The organism is Agrobacterium albertimagni AOL15 (assembly GCF_000300855.1).
In the GTDB taxonomy this organism is placed as follows: domain Bacteria; phylum Pseudomonadota; class Alphaproteobacteria; order Rhizobiales; family Rhizobiaceae; genus Allorhizobium; species Allorhizobium albertimagni.
The window spans coordinates 241,520-256,692 of the sequence record NZ_ALJF01000011.1; the positions used below are offsets into that span (position 1 = coordinate 241,520).

A 15,173-nucleotide genomic window follows, 5' to 3' on the forward strand; every position below is an offset into this window, starting at 1 on the left:
TATCGCTTGGCAGAGGCCGATCAGCTTGCCTCGAAACGGGCGCCGTGCTTCATAAGGCCATGGCCTTCACCCTCCGTCAGTTGCAGTATTTCGTCGCCGTTGCCGAACAGGGATCGGTGACCCGCGCCGCACAGAACCTCCTGATCTCCCAGTCTTCCGTCACCGAGGCGATCAAGGAACTGGAGGGGGATCTCGGAGTCGAACTCTTCGAGCGCCACCCGCGTGGCCTGACGATCACCTACAACGGCCACCAGTTTCTCCGCCATGCCACCAAGATCCTGGCCGACGTCTCGGATGCCCGCAATGTCTTTGCCGAAACCCGGCACAGCACCGGCGGCACGCTGAACATCGGCGTGACATCCCTCGTCGCCGGTTACGTGCTCTCGGACCTTCTCGCCCGCTATCGCCGCGCCTGCCCGGGCGTCGAGGTCTCGGCCATCGAGGACAACGGCTCCTATCTCGAACATCTCTTGATCGGCGGCGAACTGGATGTCGCCGTCATGGTGATCTCCAACCTGCGCGACCGTATGGCGCTGCAGGCCGAAATTCTGGAAACTTCGCCCTACCGCCTCTGGCTGCCCATCGGCCACCCGCTGGTTTCGGCGGATATCATCTCGGTCCAGGACATTGCCCGCGAACCGCTGATCATGCTGACGGTGGACGAAATCGAAGAGAATACCGGCAAGCTCCTGTCGGCTCTCGGCGCCCGCCCCCATGTCGCCTTCCGCACCCGTTCGGTGGAGGCCGTCCGCAGCCTGGTCGCAACCGGCGCCGGTGTGGCGCTGCTGCCCGATCTCGTCTATCGCCCCTGGTCGCTGGAAGGCGACCGTATCGAAAGCCGGGACGTGTCAGGTGCTTTGCCTGTGGTGCAGGTCGGCATGGTCTGGCGCAAGGGCTCGAGCCTGCCGCAATCGGCAAGGGATTTTGTTGGGATCGCCGAGGCAAGCCGAAGTGGACGGGTAAGGTAATCACGCGCACCTATTGCCCCTCATCCCCCTGCCGGGACCTTCTCCCCGCAGGCGGGGAGAAGGCGGAGACGGCGGCCCCATCGACCTTCTCCCCGTTCACGGGGAGAAGGTGGCGGCAGCTCAGGCGCAACTCGTTGCGCCGGGGATGAGGGGCATTCAGCAAAGACTGTCGCAGACGCCCCCCCCATCGGAAAAACCGATACCGGCATTCTGACGAATGAATTTGCGAATGCGGTTAATCCGCGGCAACCTTTCACCCGGGAACAATAATGGGCACGCAAAGCGGCCCTCACAACCGGGAGACCTCGCGATGAAATCTCTTCTGAAGTCTTGTACTGTCCTCGCCTCTGTATTGAGCATGACCACCGCAGCCGTCGCCCAGGAGCCTTTGCAGGCTCTCGGAGCCGGCGAAGGCGCTCTCTCCATCGTCGCCTGGGCCGGCTATATCGAGCGCGGCGAAACCGACAAGAATTTCGACTGGGTCACCGAATTCGAGAAGAAGACCGGTTGCATGGTCTCGGTGAAAACAGCCGCCACCTCGGATGAAATGGTCGCCCTGATGAACGAAGGCGGCTTCGACCTCGTCACCGCCTCGGGCGATGCGTCGCTCCGCCTCGTCGCCGGCAAGCGCGTCCAGCCGATCAACACGGCCCTCATCCCCTCCTGGAGCACCATCGACGAGCGCCTGCAAAATGCCCCCTGGCACACCAAGGACGGCGTCCACTATGGCACGCCTTACGTCTGGGGCCCGAACGTCCTGATGTACAACACCCAGGCCTTTGGCGACAAAGCCCCGGACAGCTGGAGTGTTGTCTTCGAAGAGACGACGCTTGCCGACGGCAAGTCGAATAAGGGACGCGTCCAGGCCTATGACGGCCCGATCCATGTGGCAGATGCTGCCAACTACCTGATGTTCCACAAGCCGGAACTCGGCATCAAGGACCCTTACGAGCTGAACGAAGACCAGTACAAGGCAGCCCTCGACTTGCTGCGCGGCCAGCGCCAGCTCGTCAGCCGCTACTGGCATGACGCCTTCATCCAGATCGACGACTTCAAGAACGAAGGCGTGGTTGCCTCCGGCTCCTGGCCCTTCCAGGTCAACCTCCTGAAAGCCGACCAGCCGATCGCCTCCGTCTTCCCGAAGGAAGGCGTCACCGGCTGGGCCGACACGACCATGCTGCATGTCGACAGCGAACACCCGAACTGCGCCTATATGTGGATGGAGCATTCGCTGTCGCCCAAGGTTCAGGGTGATGTTTCCGCCTGGTTCGGCACGGTTCCCTCCGTCCCCGCCGCCTGCAAGGGCAATGCGCTCCTGACCGACGAAGGCTGCAAGAACAACGGCTACGAGAACTTCGAGCAGATCAAGTTCTGGAAGACCCCGGTCTCCAAATGCGAAAGCCAGGGCGAATGCGTCCCTTACCACCGCTGGGTTTCCGACTACATCGGCGTGATCGGCGGACGTTAACATCCCACCTCCCCCTTGAGGGGGGAGGTCGCGCGGAACGCGCGGGTGGGGGTGATCTACGGTTCAACTGAACGCTGATGGTCACCCCCACCCCGGACCTTCGGTCCGACCCTCCCCCTCAAGGGGAGGGTGTAGACCCCCGCTGGCCATCTGCCGGCACCCTACTGAAATTCTGGAGCCACCATGACCGCAGCCGTCTCCTTCTCGAAGGTCTCGCGCCATTTCGGCAGCGTGAAAGCCGTCGATGCCGTCGACCTGACGGTCGAGCCAGGCGAGTTCTTCGCCATGCTCGGCCCATCCGGCTCCGGCAAGACGACTTGCCTGCGCCTGATTGCCGGCTTCGAACAGCCGACCGCAGGCCATATCGAGATCTTCGGCGAAACCGCAGAGGGCGTGCCGCCCTATCGCCGCAACGTCAACACGGTCTTCCAGGACTACGCCCTCTTCCCGCACTTGAACATTCTCGACAATGTCGCCTATGGCCTGATGGTCAAAGGCGTCGGAAAAGCGGAGCGCCACCGCGAGGCCGAACAGGCGCTCGAAATGGTAAAACTTCCCGGCTACGGCGCCCGCAAGCCCGGCCAGCTCTCCGGTGGCCAGCGCCAGCGCGTGGCACTTGCCCGCGCACTTGTGAACAAGCCGAAGGTTCTGCTGCTCGACGAGCCGCTCGGCGCACTGGATCTGAAGCTACGCGAACAGATGCAAGAAGAACTGAAAAGCCTGCAACGCTCGCTCGGCATCACCTTCGTCTTCGTCACCCACGACCAGGGCGAGGCGCTCTCGATGGCCGACCGGGTCGCCGTCTTCAACGACGGCAAGATCGTTCAGGCCGGTACGCCGCACGAGATCTACAACCGCCCACGTACCCGCTTCGTTGCCGATTTCGTCGGCTCGTCGAATGTGATTGCACCGGAAGCGATGAAAGCGCTCGGCGGCGAAGCCCGCTGGACCAGTCTGCGCCCGGAAGCGATCCGTATCGTCTCGGAAGGCGGCATCGAGGCGACCGTGCGCTCGACCAGCTTCCTCGGCGCTTCGACGAAACTCTTCGTCGAGACGGCAGTGACCGCTCTCACGCTCTCGCTACCCGCTGGTCAGCCGGCACCGCAGGCCGGCGAAAGCATCCGCATTTCCTGGTCTCCATCAGACCCGCATTACATGGAGGCAGGCGCATGACGACGATCTCCGCGCCCGCCATTACCCCTGGCCGTCAGGGCCTGATGGGGCGGCTCTCGGATCTGTTCTGGCGGCGGCCCAACCTGCTGCTGGTTCTGATGCTGGTGCCGCCCCTGCTCTGGCTTGGTATCATCTATGTCGGCTCGCTGATCGCTTTGCTCATGCAGAGCTTCTTCTCGATCGACGAGTTCTCCGGCCTGATCAATTACGAATTCACGCTCGCGACCTATGGAGAACTCTTCCGACCGGCCAATTTCGACATCATCCTGCGCACGCTGCTGATGTCGGCTGCCGTCACGTTCGCCTCTGCCGTCATCGCCTTCCCGATCGCCTATTACGCCGCGCGTTATGCCCGGGGGCGCTGGAAAGCCGTCTTCTATCTCGGCATCATGCTGCCGCTCTGGTCGAGCTATCTCGTCAAGGTCTATGCCTGGAAGCTGATCCTCGCCAAGGAAGGCATCCTCACCTGGATCTTCGCCAAGCTGCATCTGACCTGGCTTCTGGAAGGCTTGCTCGCCATCCCGGTCATCGGCGGCAACTCCCTGTCGATCAGCTATCTCGGCACCTTCATCGTCTTCGTCTATGTCTGGCTGCCCTTCATGATCCTGCCCACCCAGGCAGCGCTCGAGCGTGTGCCCGGCAACCTGATCGAAGCCTCCGGCGATCTCGGTGCCGATAGCCGGCAGACCTTCCGCCACGTGCTCTTTCCGCTCGCCCTGCCCGGCATCGTCGCTGGCTCGATCTTCACCTTCTCGCTCACCATGGGCGACTACATCATCCCGCAGATCGTCGGCACCTCGCGCCTCTTCATCGGCCAGGCCGTCTATGCCCAGCAGGGCACCGCCGGCAACATTCCGCTCGCTGCCGCCTTCTCGGTCGTGCCGATCGTCATCATGGGCATCTACCTCACCATCGCCAAACGTATGGGGGCCTTCGATGCGCTCTGATCGCTCCCAGTCCGCAGGTCTGTCACTCAAGATCGCCGCCGCTGCAGGTCTCGCCTTCCTGCACCTGCCGATCCTGTTGATCTTCGTCTATGCCTTCACCACGGAGGAAAAGAGCTTTCAGTGGCCGCCGCCGGGCTTCACCACCAAATGGTTCGCCGTTGCCTGGAACCGCCCAGACATCTGGCAAGCCCTGACGCTCTCGGTGAAGGTGGCGAGCATAGCAACCGTGATTGCGCTCGTTCTCGGCACACTCGCAGCCGCCGCCGTCGCCCGCACGAAATTCTTCGGCCGGGAAGTCATTTCGCTGCTGGTCATCCTGCCGATCGCGCTGCCCGGCATCATCACCGGCATTGCGCTGCGCTCGGCCTTCTCGCTGGCGGAGATTCCCTTCTCCTTCTGGACGATCATCCTCGGCCACGCGACCTTCTGCGTCGTCGTCGTCTACAACAACGCCGTCGCCCGCTTTCGTCGCACCTCGGGTTCGCTGATCGAGGCCTCGATGGATCTCGGTGCCGATGGCTTCCAGACCTTCCGCCATGTGATCCTGCCGAACATCGCAACCGCCCTGCTGGCCGGCGGCATGCTTGCCTTCGCGCTCTCCTTCGACGAGGTCATCGTCACCACATTTACCGCCGGCCAGCAGTCGACTCTGCCGATCTGGATGCTGGAAGAACTGATCCGCCCGCGCCAGCGCCCGGTCACCAATGTGGTCGCAATGGTTGTGGTGATCGTCACTTTCCTGCCGATCCTGGCAGCCTACTATCTGACCCGCGACACCGACCAGATCGCCGGCAGCGGCAAATGAACCACCGGCGACGCCTCTTCTTCAAGGGCAATGCCGCAATTGAAGTCTGACAAAAGGGAGAACGACATGGACACCCAGATGCTGATCGGCGCCAAGTTCGAAGCCGGCACGGAAACGGACGAGAAGATCCTGAACCCCAAGACAGGGGACGTGATCGTCGATCTCCCCGAGGCTTCCCTCGCGCAGGTCGATGAGGCCGTCGATGCCGCAGAAGGCGCCTTCGTTTCCTGGTCGCAGACCACGCCCGGCCAGCGCGCCGGCTACCTGCTCGCCATTGCCGATGCGATCGAAAAGGACGCAGCCGCTTTTGCAGCGCTCGAAAGTCTCAACTGCGGCAAGCCGATCAACGCCGTGCTGAACGATGAAATCCCAGCGATCGTCGATTGCTACCGCTTCTTCGCCGGTGCGATCCGCACCATGCAGGCGCCGGTTTCGGGCGAATACCTGCCGGGCTTCACGTCGATGATCCGCCGTGATGCCGTCGGCGTCATCGGCTCGATCGCACCCTGGAACTACCCGCTTATGATGATGGCGTGGAAGCTCGCACCAGCCCTTGCCGGCGGCAACACCATCGTCTTCAAGCCCTCCGAGCAGACGCCGCTCACGGCGCTCAAGCTCGCCAAGGTCATGGCCGACATCCTGCCGGAAGGCGTGATCAATGTCATTCTCGGCCGCGGCGAAAGCGTCGGCAACGCCCTGATCAACAACCCGAAAATCCAGATGCTCTCGATCACAGGCGACATTGCAACCGGCAAGAAGGTGATGACGGCAGCCGCCAAGACCGTGAAGCGCACGCATCTCGAACTCGGCGGCAAGGCCCCGGTCATCATCCACGATGACGCCGATATCGACGCCGCCGTCTCAGCCATCCGCACCTTCGGCTATTACAATGCCGGCCAGGACTGCACCGCCGCGTGCCGCATTTATGCGAGCGACAAGATCTACGACCGTTTCGTCGCAGATCTCGCGTCAGCCGTCTCGACGATCAAGTTCAACCAGGCCGACGATGCGGAAAACGAGATCGGCCCGCTGATCTCGAAGCGCCAGCGCGACCGCGTCGAAAGCTTCGTGACACGCGCCGCCGAACACAAGCACATGGAAGTCGTCACCGGCGGCAAACTCGGCTCCGACAAGGGCTTCTTCTACACCCCGACCGTTATCGCGGGTGCTACGCAGGACGACGAGATCGTCCGCCGCGAAGTCTTCGGGCCCGTGGTTTCCGTCACCCGCTTCACCGAAGCCGAACAAGCGGTCGCCTGGGCAAACGACAGCGACTACGGCCTCGCCTCCTCCGTCTGGACCAAGGACATCTCCCGCGCCATGCAGACCGCCGCCAAGCTGCGTTATGGCTGCACCTGGATCAACACCCACTTCATGCTCTGCAATGAAATGCCCCATGGAGGCATGAAGCAGTCGGGCTATGGCAAGGACATGTCGATGTATGCGCTGGAGGACTACACGACCGTCCGCCATGTGATGATCGCGCATTGAGCTGAGGGCTATCGCAAGGGGAATGCCGGGCGGGTCGCGGGCCTCGCCTGGCATATACCTGACCGCCTGTTTACCCTGACAGACCAAACCGGTGGCAGCCCGGCGCTCTCCTTCGTATCATGGAGCGGAATCAGGAGAGCCACATGCGCCGCCATCGGAAAGAGATCAGACACCGGAGCCGCGAGACCCTCATCGCGGTCGCGGCCCTTCTGTGTGCCGCGCCACTCTTTGCTACCCCGTCGGCTGCGCAGCAGCCCCAGGTCATTCCCGCGCCCGATCTCGGCGGCGGCGGCTTGATGACAGACACCTATCTCTGGCATGTCCGCGGCCTGCCGCCCGGCCAGCGCCTTCCCGTATACTCCGGCGCCGGTCCGAATTTCCGGATTATCCATGCCCTCGATGAGGGCACGCCGATCGAGCGCCTTTCCTGCCGCGATAGCCGCGGCGGCTATTGGTGCCGTGTCGCCACCGTCGACCGCGTCCGCATATCCGGCTGGGTCGACGGCCGCTTCCTGCTCGAGGAACCCGGTTTCGCGCCGCCGGACGACGTGCGCAATCCCTCCTTCGAGCCTGAAATCCTCATCGATCCCTTCGCCAGACCCAGGCGGCCCTGAACGAGAAGGCACGCCCCACTCGCCCCGCCCCTCGCCGGGACGGTCCTGGTCGTACCGATGCTCCACCGGAAACTCCGGCAGCCAGCGCTCCCGTCGGATCGTCCAGAGCTCGTAGCTCGGCTGGAAGAGGTTGGTGTCGTCGAAGGAGCCGAGATTGAGTTCGACCTCGTCGCCGCTTCGATTGAAGACGCGCGATCCGCAGGTCGGGCAGAAGCAGCGACCGTCATACATCTGCGGCTCGCCGGTCACCTCCACCTGATTGTCCGCATAGATCGCCGCCGCTTAGAAAAGCGCGCCGTGATATTTCCGGCAATCGAGGCAATGGCAGATGCCGACCCGGTCGGGACCGCCCTTAGCCTCGAACCGCACCTTGCCGCAGGCGCAGCCGCCCGTCAGGATCGCCATATCCGTCCTCCCTTCAAGATTGCCACCACTCTGGCATAAACGAAAAATGGCCGCAGCTTTCGCTACGGCCATTTCCGAACTCTGAACTGCCGGATCGGTTTCCCGGATCAGGCGGCAAGCGCCTTGGCGATCTGGCCGCGCAGCGTATCCATATCCTTGGCAAACCCGCGAATACCTTCGGCCAACTTCTCGGTCGCCATCGCGTCCTGGTTCATCGCCCAGCGGAAGGACTTTTCGTCGAGCGAGACATGCGGCTCGGCCTTGACGGTGTCGGGCGAGAGCGCGCGGGCAAGCGTGCCCTGGTCCGCATTCAGCTCGTCGAGCAGCTGCGGGCTGATCGTCAGGCGGTCGCAACCGGCCAGCGCTTCGATTTCACCGGCATTGCGGAAGGAGGCGCCCATGACGATCGTGCCGATGCCGTTCGCCTTGTAGTAATTGTAGATCGAGCGGACGGAGACGACGCCCGGATCGGTCTCGGACGTGTAGTCCTCACCGGTCGACTTCTTGTACCAGTCGAGGATACGGCCGACGAAGGGCGAAATCAGGAAGACCTTGGCTTCTGCGCAGGCAATCGCCTGGGCCTTGGAGAAGAGCAGCGTCAGATTGCAGTCGATGCCTTCCTTCTGCAGGATTTCGGCGGCGCGAATGCCTTCCCAGGTGGAAGCGAGCTTGATCAGGATGCGATCCTTCTCGATGCCGCGCTCCTTGTAGCCGGCAATGATCTGATGTGCCTTCTCGACAGATGCCTTGGTGTCGAAGGAGAGGTCGGCATCGACTTCGGTCGACACTCGGCCGGGAACCAATTCGGCCAGCGCGGCACCGACGGAGATCGCCATGCGGTCGGCAATTGCGCCGATCACGGCATCATCCTGACCACCCTTCGCCTTGCCCCAGGTGATGGCTTCCTGAAACGCTTCCTGGAAAGCCTCGGTGCCGAGCGCCTTCAAGACGATCGACGGGTTCGTGGTGCAATCGACCGGCTTCAGGCGGCGGACGGCCTCGATGTCACCGGTATCGGCGACCACGGTTGTCATGGAACGAAGCTGTTCGAGTTTCGAGGTCATTGGGTCATCCTTCGGCTGCGCGGAAACGGGTGGCGAGCGGCAGGGTGAGCCGTCGCTGTTGCCGGGACTATCACCGCCAGAAGACGGCAAAGTCAAGACATATGTCCTTTGAATTTGACATAAGTACCAACCGAACGGATAGTGCGCATCGGAAGTTCCCAAAACGAGAGAAATCTTGGCCAAACTTAGACGCGATCACCACACGACCCTGTCGGATGCAAGCGGACTGCGCATCCGGGCTGCCTGGCTCTATTACAACGAGGGCCTGACGCAAAAGGACGTGGCAGATCGTCTCGGCATCAGTCGCTCGACCGTCATCCGCATGCTGGAGGAAGCCCGCAAGCGGGCCGAAGTCCAGATCTGGATCAGCGACGGGGTCGCCGATTGCGTCGATCTTGCCGTCAGGCTCGAAAAGGCTTATGGCCTCGACGAAGCCGTCGTCGTGCCCTCGCCCGAGAGCAAGGATGCCGCTTCGATCGCCAAGGCCGTTGGGCTCGCGCTTGGCCAGTTCCTGACCGAGACCATCACCAATGACATGACCATCGGTGTCGGCTGGGGTCGCACCATGACCGCCTCGCTCGCCGGTTTCCGCCCTCCGAACCGGGAGAATTGCAAGGTCGTCTCGCTGCTCGGCGGCATCGTCGCCGTGCGCCAGACCAATCCGATCGACTACACCTGGCGGCTGGCAAGCCAGCTCGGCGCGGAATGCTACATGTTTCTCGCCCCGCTGCTGGTCGATTCCATCGCGACCAAGCGCGCGCTGATCGAGGAATGCGGATTGAAGGCGATCTACGACCTCGCCGAAAATCTCGATCTCGCCATTGTCTCCTGCGGCGACATCGGCCCGCATTCCACGTCGCTTTCCGAAGGCTTCATCAGCCAACAGACATTGACAGAACTCGTCGAAGCCGGCTGCGTCTGCGACACCATGTTCAACTTTCTCGACGCCGAAGGAAACTCCGTCGCCCACCCGATCAACGAGCGCGTGATGTCGGTTGATTTGGACACGCTGAAAAAGGCCAAACACATCGTGCTGTCCTCGGGCGGCGCGCATCGCGCCAAGGCCATCCGCGCCACGATCCGGCGGATTGGGTGTAATACGCTGATCACGGACGAGGCGGCGGCGAGGGAGTTGCTGGAGCTGGCAGGTTAAAGCTGCTCTGGCCAGGCGCGGGCGCCATGTTGAACATAGAGAACTTCGACATGATCGTTCCGTACTCGATAAGCGACGATGTGTCCAAGATCGGCTAATACAAGTTCTCGGGTACCCTCAATCTCGCCGCGTCGCCCAAGGAAAGCATTCTGCGTCAACAGGCGCAGCGTACGCCCGTGAATTGACCGCACAATGCGCGCGGCAGCAGAAGGGTTGCGCTCAAAGAGGTAATCGCCGATGGCCGCGAGTTCTCGAAGATAACACCGTGTCCAGACGACACGCATGGGTTCAGGAAGAGCCGTACTTGTTCAGCACGGTCTCGATTTCCACCTCAGTCGCGAATTCACCGCGATCGGCCTCGGCCAGCCCCTCCAGAACACCGGCAACCCACTGCTCCTGCCAGGCGAGTGATCGCCCTTGGGAAAGCGCATCCTCGACGATCTGGTCGCGGGACAGAGTGCTCCGTTCGACCAGACTGTCGATCCGGCGGCTGATGTCTTCAGGGAGTTGAACCGTGTTGCGCATCGCCCATCTTCTCACAGGTCGGCCGTTTCGAAAAGCGCCGCGGCGCTTTACCCCTTCCCCGCCTCCCAGCCGAGCATGGCCCGCTTGCGGGTCAGCCCCCAGTGATAACCGGTCAGCGCGCCGCTCTTGCCGAGTGCCCGGTGGCAGGGAACGACAAACGAGATCGGGTTACGTCCGACGGCGGCACCCACGGCGCGGCTGGCTGTCGGCTGGCCGATTTTCTGGGCGATGTCGGAATAGGTGACGGCCTTGCCGAGCGGGATCTGCAGAAGGCTCTCCCACACGCGGATCTGGAAGTCCGAGCCGATCAGCACGACACGCAGCGGCTCTTCAGACGACCAGCGCTCGGGATGGAAAACGCGTGTCGCAAAAGCTGCTGTCGCATCCATATCCTCGACATACTGCGCATTTGGCCAGCGCTGCGCCATATCATCAAAGCAGGCGACCTCGCCGCCTTCATCAGCAAAGGCGAGACCCGCCAAACCCCGTTCGGTGATCATCACAAGCGCCAGACCAAACGGTGAGGGGTGATAGCCGTAGCGGATGGTGAGACCCGCCCCACGCGCCTTCCATTCGCCGGGGCTCATCGCCTCGTGGGTGACAAAGAGATCGTGCAGACGGCCCGGGCCGGAGAGACCGAGTTCAAGCGAGGTCTCGAGCAGCGGCAGTTCCTCGCGCCCCAGCAGCCGTTTGGCATGGTCAAGCGTCACAGCCTGCAGGAAGGCCTTGGGGCTGAGGCCCGCCCAGCGGGTGAAGGTCTTCTGCAATTGCGTCGGCGACTGGCCAAGACGTTCGGCGATCAACTCCAGCGACGGTTGGCTCTGATAGTCGAGCGTCAGCATCTCGATCACTTGCCGCACGGTCTCATAGTCGGAGCCATCGGGCGTTATGTCGGTCGTGCGGGAAAGGTCGATCTGTTGGGCGAGCGTCATGGCGAAATCCTCAATCTGAACAGGACTTCACCACGGGCAGCGGTCGGATGCCACCCGTTTCTTGCGAGAGATCGGGAGAGATCAGATGCGCTGCTTGGCCGTTGCCAGCGCACCTGTGAAGGCCCTGGCAAAACTTTCGCGATCGTCGGGGTTGAGAAACGAGCCGACATCCGTCTGCCGCCCCTCTCCCGCCACCGCCATGGAGGTGATCCCGAATTCCTCGTGCCGCTGGACGAAGAAGCGCGCCCAGAGCGTCTTGAAGGTGTGCTCGGTCATCCGGCCCGCCGGCGTGAATTTGCGGATCGACAGGTTGGTGCGAGACACCGTCACCTCTTCACGGGCTCGGGCCGCGCGGTAGTTCAGCCAGAAGGCACCATAGAGCAGCAGGAAGTCGATGCCAAAGAAGATACCGATCGGCCATGCCCCGGTCGCCATGAAGAAGATCGCGTGGAGGAGGCACACGGTTCCGGTGACAGCGAAGAGGATGCGATACCCCTTGCGGCCAAGCGACCGGTAGGGTGTCAGTTCCGCTGCGAAAATCGGCTGATCTGCCGCCTGCTCGAGATTGCCTTCCATCACCGCGCCCGACTATAGGTTTTCCATGACTGAAGCGAAGCCGAAATCCAGCACCCAAACTTTGAAAAAGTCAAATCCGGCGACCCGTCGCAAGCCGGCGACACGCCGTCGCACAGCCTATTCGCGGGCCGAACTGGAAGAGATCTTCCGCCGCTTCTCGATCCAGAGGCCGGAGCCCAAGGGCGAGCTGGAACACGTCAACCCGTTCACGCTGGTCGTTGCCGTGGCACTTTCCGCTCAGGCAACCGACGCTGGCGTAAATAAGGCGACCCGCGCCCTCTTCAAGGTGGCCGACACGCCGGAAAAGATGCTGGCTTTGGGCGAGGAAAATGTCCGCGAATACATCAAGACCATCGGGCTTTTCCGCAACAAGGCAAAAAACGTTATCGCGCTCTCTCAGAAGCTGGTGGACGACTTCGGAAGCGAAGTGCCACGCACACGCGAAGAACTGGTGACGCTGCCCGGGGTCGGGCGAAAGACGGCGAATGTCGTGATGTCCATGGCCTTCGGCATCCCCACAATGGCCGTCGACACGCATATCCTCAGGATCGGCAACCGCATCAAGCTCGCGCCCGGCAAGACTCCGGATGAGATCGAGGAGATCCTGATGCGGATCATTCCAGACGAGTATCTCTTCCACGCCCATCACTGGCTAATCCTGCACGGGCGCTACTGTTGTAAGGCACGGCGCCCCGAATGCGAGAAATGCGTGATCGCCGATCTCTGCAAGTCGCCGGAAAAGACCTGTGACGTGCCTGCCCCGCTGGTCGAACTGCCGCCGCAGGTCTTCAACGCGACCGAGGAGTAACGCTCACCGCGCGAACGCCATCCCGCAAGGCGAGCGCCTTGTGCAGATGCACCATCAGACCGGCGGCGAACAGCGGCGTGAGCAGGTTGACGATCGGCACGGCCAGGAAAAGCGCGATGACGAGGCCCGCCATGAACACCGTGCCGGAATGGCGTGACCGAAGGAGTTTTGCCTCTTCGACACTGCGGAAGCGCATGGCGGCGAACTCGAAGAATTCGCGGCCGAGCAGATAGCCGTTCACCAGGAAGAAGGCGATGATGTTGATGCCCGGGATGAAGAGCAGCATCAGCGCGAAGAGATTGCCGACGATGACCACGCCGAAAAACTTGATCGAGGCGACGATCGCCTGGCCCATCGGCATTGCCGTGCCGGGCGGATCGCTGGGGTAGTCGCGTTTCTCGACGACTTCTGCGACATCGTCGAGAAACAGGCCTGCGATGATCGCGGTCACCGGCGACAGTAACAGCGCAAGACCGAGTGCCAGCCCGATGCTGGCCAGAATGCCGAAGATGAAGGTGAGCCAGCCTGCCCAATCCGGCAGTTCCGGGACGACGCCCTGGATGAGCGGCATGATGAAGGCGATGAAAGTCTCGCGCAGCCCGAACCATAGGCCGATCAAAACGAGGATCGTGAGGCCGAGCGTCTTCCAGAAGACGGTGCGAGTCTCCGGGGCAAACAGATTGCGCAGCGACATCATGGCAGCGTCAAAAATCATCGGAGACCTCCTTCATCAACAGCCGTGATGTAGGAGGCCGAAGCTGTCGCTGCAATGCGCAATCTCAGCCCAGACGATAAAGGCCTGGCCGACGGTCTGTGAGATAGGGGTTCTGCGCCCTCGCATCGTCATAGGCGGTGGGATCGATCTCGGCGACAAGCAGGGTTTCACGCATGCCGGCGCGCGCCAGTTCGTCGCCATCGGGCCCGAGGATCACCGACCGACCGCCATAGGTGAGCCCATTTTCTTCGCCGCAGAGATCGGCATAGACGACGAAGACACCATTCTCGAAGGCGCGTGTCGGCACCACCGTATCGGCGACCCGCCGGCTGATAGTGCCTTCGGGAAGCGCCGTCGGCACCAGGATTAGTTCGGCACCGGCAAGCGCCAGCGTACGGACATTTTCCGGGAACTCGACATCATAGCAGATCAGCATGCCGGATTTGATGCCATTGAGATCGAAGACGACAGGCGCCTCGGAGCCCGGCGCGAAGGCGGCTCGCTCGCCGTCGCCATAGAGATGGCTCTTGCGATAGAATTCCATGCTGCCGTCGGGCCGGATCAGCACAGAGGAATTGAACACCTGATTGCCGTCGCGCTCGGGGAAGCCCGCGCAGATCGCCAGACCACAATCGACCGCAATTTCCGTGAGCGCCCCGATGATCGAACCGTCGCGACCTTCCGCCAGCTCTTCGAACTGCGGACCGAGTGCATATCCACTGGTGCCGAGTTCCGGCGTGACCAAAAGCTCCGCTCCCATTTCCGCCGCCGCCATCGCAGCTTGGGCAATCTTGCCGATATTGCCCGGAACGTCGCCGGAAAGCGGCTGCATTTGATAGAGCGAAATCAGCATGATGCACCTGTCTGCGTCGGAGGTTGAGGTCAAACGTTAGAGCCGCAGGCCTAATTGACGCAAGCGGCAACTCCAAGGCACACGAACTCTGGTTGCCTTTCTCGTCTTCGACCTTATCTTGAAGGGATGAAACACGAAACCGAAGCCGATCCGTCTTGATGCCCTTTGTCGTCACCGCCGCCGTCGCCTTATTGCTGATCGAGCTTTACCTCAGGCGGCGTCCCTGGGCGATCGCGCTGACCGGCGTGATCGCTGTCGTCGGCACCGTGATCTGGATCTTTAGCGACAATCAGTCCCGCAGCCAGAGAAGTGCCGTCTCTGCCGTCACAGTGGATGTCGGAGCCGACGGCGAGACGTGTCTCGATCCGGCCCTGCCGCTGGCCGCCACACTCACCAATTCTTCCGGCGACATGGTCAACCGCATTGCCTTTGACCTGATCGGACAACAGGCGGAAAGAGCCGGTACCGCCTATCGCGGCACCCTTCGTCATGATCAGGTTCTGGCGCCGGGCGAAAGCGTCACACGCTGCTTCCCCCTGCTCATCCACGGCTTCGCTCACCCGCGTCCTCAGATCATCGATGCGACGAAATATGAGTGGACGGCGCACGTGACCCTTGTCGGCTTCGGCAACGCGCCTTCCCCATAACGATCCGCCTCCAAGCACCGGCACAAGGC

17 protein-coding genes and 1 pseudogene are annotated in these 15,173 nt (G+C 62.2%); 10 read left to right on the top strand and 8 right to left on the bottom strand.

Annotated elements, in window-relative coordinates; translation table 11 throughout:
- Positions 1-59: 59 nt before the first annotated feature.
- From QWE_RS15060 to QWE_RS25595, 7 genes are all read left to right on the top strand, one after another.
- A complete protein-coding gene (locus QWE_RS15060; RefSeq protein WP_006727011.1) occupies positions 60-968 on the top strand; it encodes a LysR family transcriptional regulator in 909 nt (302 codons plus the stop codon).
- A gap of 310 nt (positions 969-1,278) precedes the next feature.
- Complete coding sequence (locus tag QWE_RS15065) at positions 1,279-2,436, top strand: ABC transporter substrate-binding protein (RefSeq protein ID WP_006727012.1); 1,158 nt, start codon at positions 1,279-1,281, stop codon at positions 2,434-2,436.
- Between the two features lie 183 nt (positions 2,437-2,619).
- Complete coding sequence (locus QWE_RS15070; RefSeq protein WP_006727013.1) at positions 2,620-3,609, top strand: ABC transporter ATP-binding protein; 990 nt, start codon at positions 2,620-2,622, stop codon at positions 3,607-3,609.
- Positions 3,606-4,556 carry an ABC transporter permease gene (locus QWE_RS15075; protein WP_006727014.1) on the top strand — a complete coding sequence of 317 codons (951 nt, stop codon included), beginning with the start codon at positions 3,606-3,608 and terminating at the stop codon, positions 4,554-4,556. Before QWE_RS15070 ends, QWE_RS15075 begins: the two co-directional genes overlap by 4 nt.
- Entirely contained in the window at positions 4,546-5,361 is an 816-nt protein-coding gene (locus QWE_RS15080) for an ABC transporter permease (RefSeq protein WP_006727015.1), read from the top strand. Before QWE_RS15075 ends, QWE_RS15080 begins: the two co-directional genes overlap by 11 nt.
- A gap of 66 nt (positions 5,362-5,427) precedes the next feature.
- Positions 5,428-6,852: a gamma-aminobutyraldehyde dehydrogenase gene (locus QWE_RS15085; RefSeq protein ID WP_006727016.1), complete on the top strand. Its 1,425-nt coding sequence runs from the start codon at positions 5,428-5,430 to the stop codon at positions 6,850-6,852.
- A gap of 143 nt (positions 6,853-6,995) precedes the next feature.
- Positions 6,996-7,466 (top strand): SH3 domain-containing protein, encoded by a 471-nt coding sequence (locus tag QWE_RS25595; RefSeq protein ID WP_006727017.1) that lies wholly within the window; start codon positions 6,996-6,998, stop codon positions 7,464-7,466.
- Positions 7,467-7,484: 18 nt separating this feature from the next.
- Here the strand turns inward: QWE_RS25595 and QWE_RS25775 are convergent.
- Together QWE_RS25775 and tal are read right to left on the bottom strand one after the other, a co-directional pair.
- A pseudogene (locus QWE_RS25775) lies at positions 7,485-7,871 on the bottom strand (GFA family protein); the annotation flags it as partial.
- A gap of 107 nt (positions 7,872-7,978) precedes the next feature.
- A complete protein-coding gene (gene tal / locus QWE_RS15100) occupies positions 7,979-8,935 on the bottom strand; it encodes a transaldolase (protein ID WP_006727019.1) in 957 nt (318 codons plus the stop codon).
- A 175-nt stretch (positions 8,936-9,110) separates the two neighbouring features.
- Between tal and QWE_RS15105 the strand changes: the two genes are divergently transcribed.
- Positions 9,111-10,088 (top strand): sugar-binding transcriptional regulator, encoded by a 978-nt coding sequence (locus QWE_RS15105; RefSeq protein ID WP_006727020.1) that lies wholly within the window; start codon positions 9,111-9,113, stop codon positions 10,086-10,088.
- Here QWE_RS15105 and QWE_RS24775 read toward each other — a convergent pair.
- From QWE_RS24775 to QWE_RS15120, 4 genes are all read right to left on the bottom strand, one after another.
- Positions 10,085-10,372, bottom strand: coding sequence for a type II toxin-antitoxin system RelE/ParE family toxin (locus QWE_RS24775; protein WP_006727021.1), 288 nt, complete (start codon positions 10,370-10,372; stop codon positions 10,085-10,087). The two genes, QWE_RS15105 and QWE_RS24775, sit on opposite strands and share 4 nt — an antisense overlap.
- Positions 10,373-10,376: 4 nt before the next feature.
- The gene (locus QWE_RS15110) at positions 10,377-10,613 is read right to left on the bottom strand and encodes a CopG family ribbon-helix-helix protein (protein WP_006727022.1); all 237 of its coding nucleotides are present in this window, start codon (positions 10,611-10,613) and stop codon (positions 10,377-10,379) included.
- A gap of 47 nt (positions 10,614-10,660) precedes the next feature.
- A complete protein-coding gene (locus tag QWE_RS15115; RefSeq protein WP_006727023.1) occupies positions 10,661-11,545 on the bottom strand; it encodes a methylated-DNA--[protein]-cysteine S-methyltransferase in 885 nt (294 codons plus the stop codon).
- An 81-nt stretch (positions 11,546-11,626) separates the two neighbouring features.
- Positions 11,627-12,121 carry a DUF2244 domain-containing protein gene (locus QWE_RS15120; protein WP_006727024.1) on the bottom strand — a complete coding sequence of 165 codons (495 nt, stop codon included), beginning with the start codon at positions 12,119-12,121 and terminating at the stop codon, positions 11,627-11,629.
- Positions 12,122-12,146: 25 nt separating this feature from the next.
- Here QWE_RS15120 and nth point away from each other — a divergent pair, with 25 nt between their 5' ends.
- The gene (gene nth, locus QWE_RS15125; protein ID WP_040300297.1) at positions 12,147-12,929 is read left to right on the top strand and encodes an endonuclease III; all 783 of its coding nucleotides are present in this window, start codon (positions 12,147-12,149) and stop codon (positions 12,927-12,929) included.
- Here nth and QWE_RS15130 read toward each other — a convergent pair.
- Together QWE_RS15130 and QWE_RS15135 are read right to left on the bottom strand one after the other, a co-directional pair.
- Entirely contained in the window at positions 12,910-13,644 is a 735-nt protein-coding gene (locus QWE_RS15130; RefSeq protein ID WP_006727026.1) for a sulfate transporter family protein, read from the bottom strand. The genes nth and QWE_RS15130 overlap by 20 nt on opposite strands.
- Positions 13,645-13,708: 64 nt before the next feature.
- Positions 13,709-14,497: a carbon-nitrogen hydrolase family protein gene (locus QWE_RS15135; RefSeq protein WP_006727027.1), complete on the bottom strand. Its 789-nt coding sequence runs from the start codon at positions 14,495-14,497 to the stop codon at positions 13,709-13,711.
- Positions 14,498-14,655: 158 nt separating this feature from the next.
- Here QWE_RS15135 and QWE_RS15140 point away from each other — a divergent pair, with 158 nt between their 5' ends.
- Positions 14,656-15,144 (top strand): lipase chaperone, encoded by a 489-nt coding sequence (locus QWE_RS15140; protein ID WP_006727028.1) that lies wholly within the window; start codon positions 14,656-14,658, stop codon positions 15,142-15,144.
- Positions 15,145-15,173: the final 29 nt, after the last annotated feature.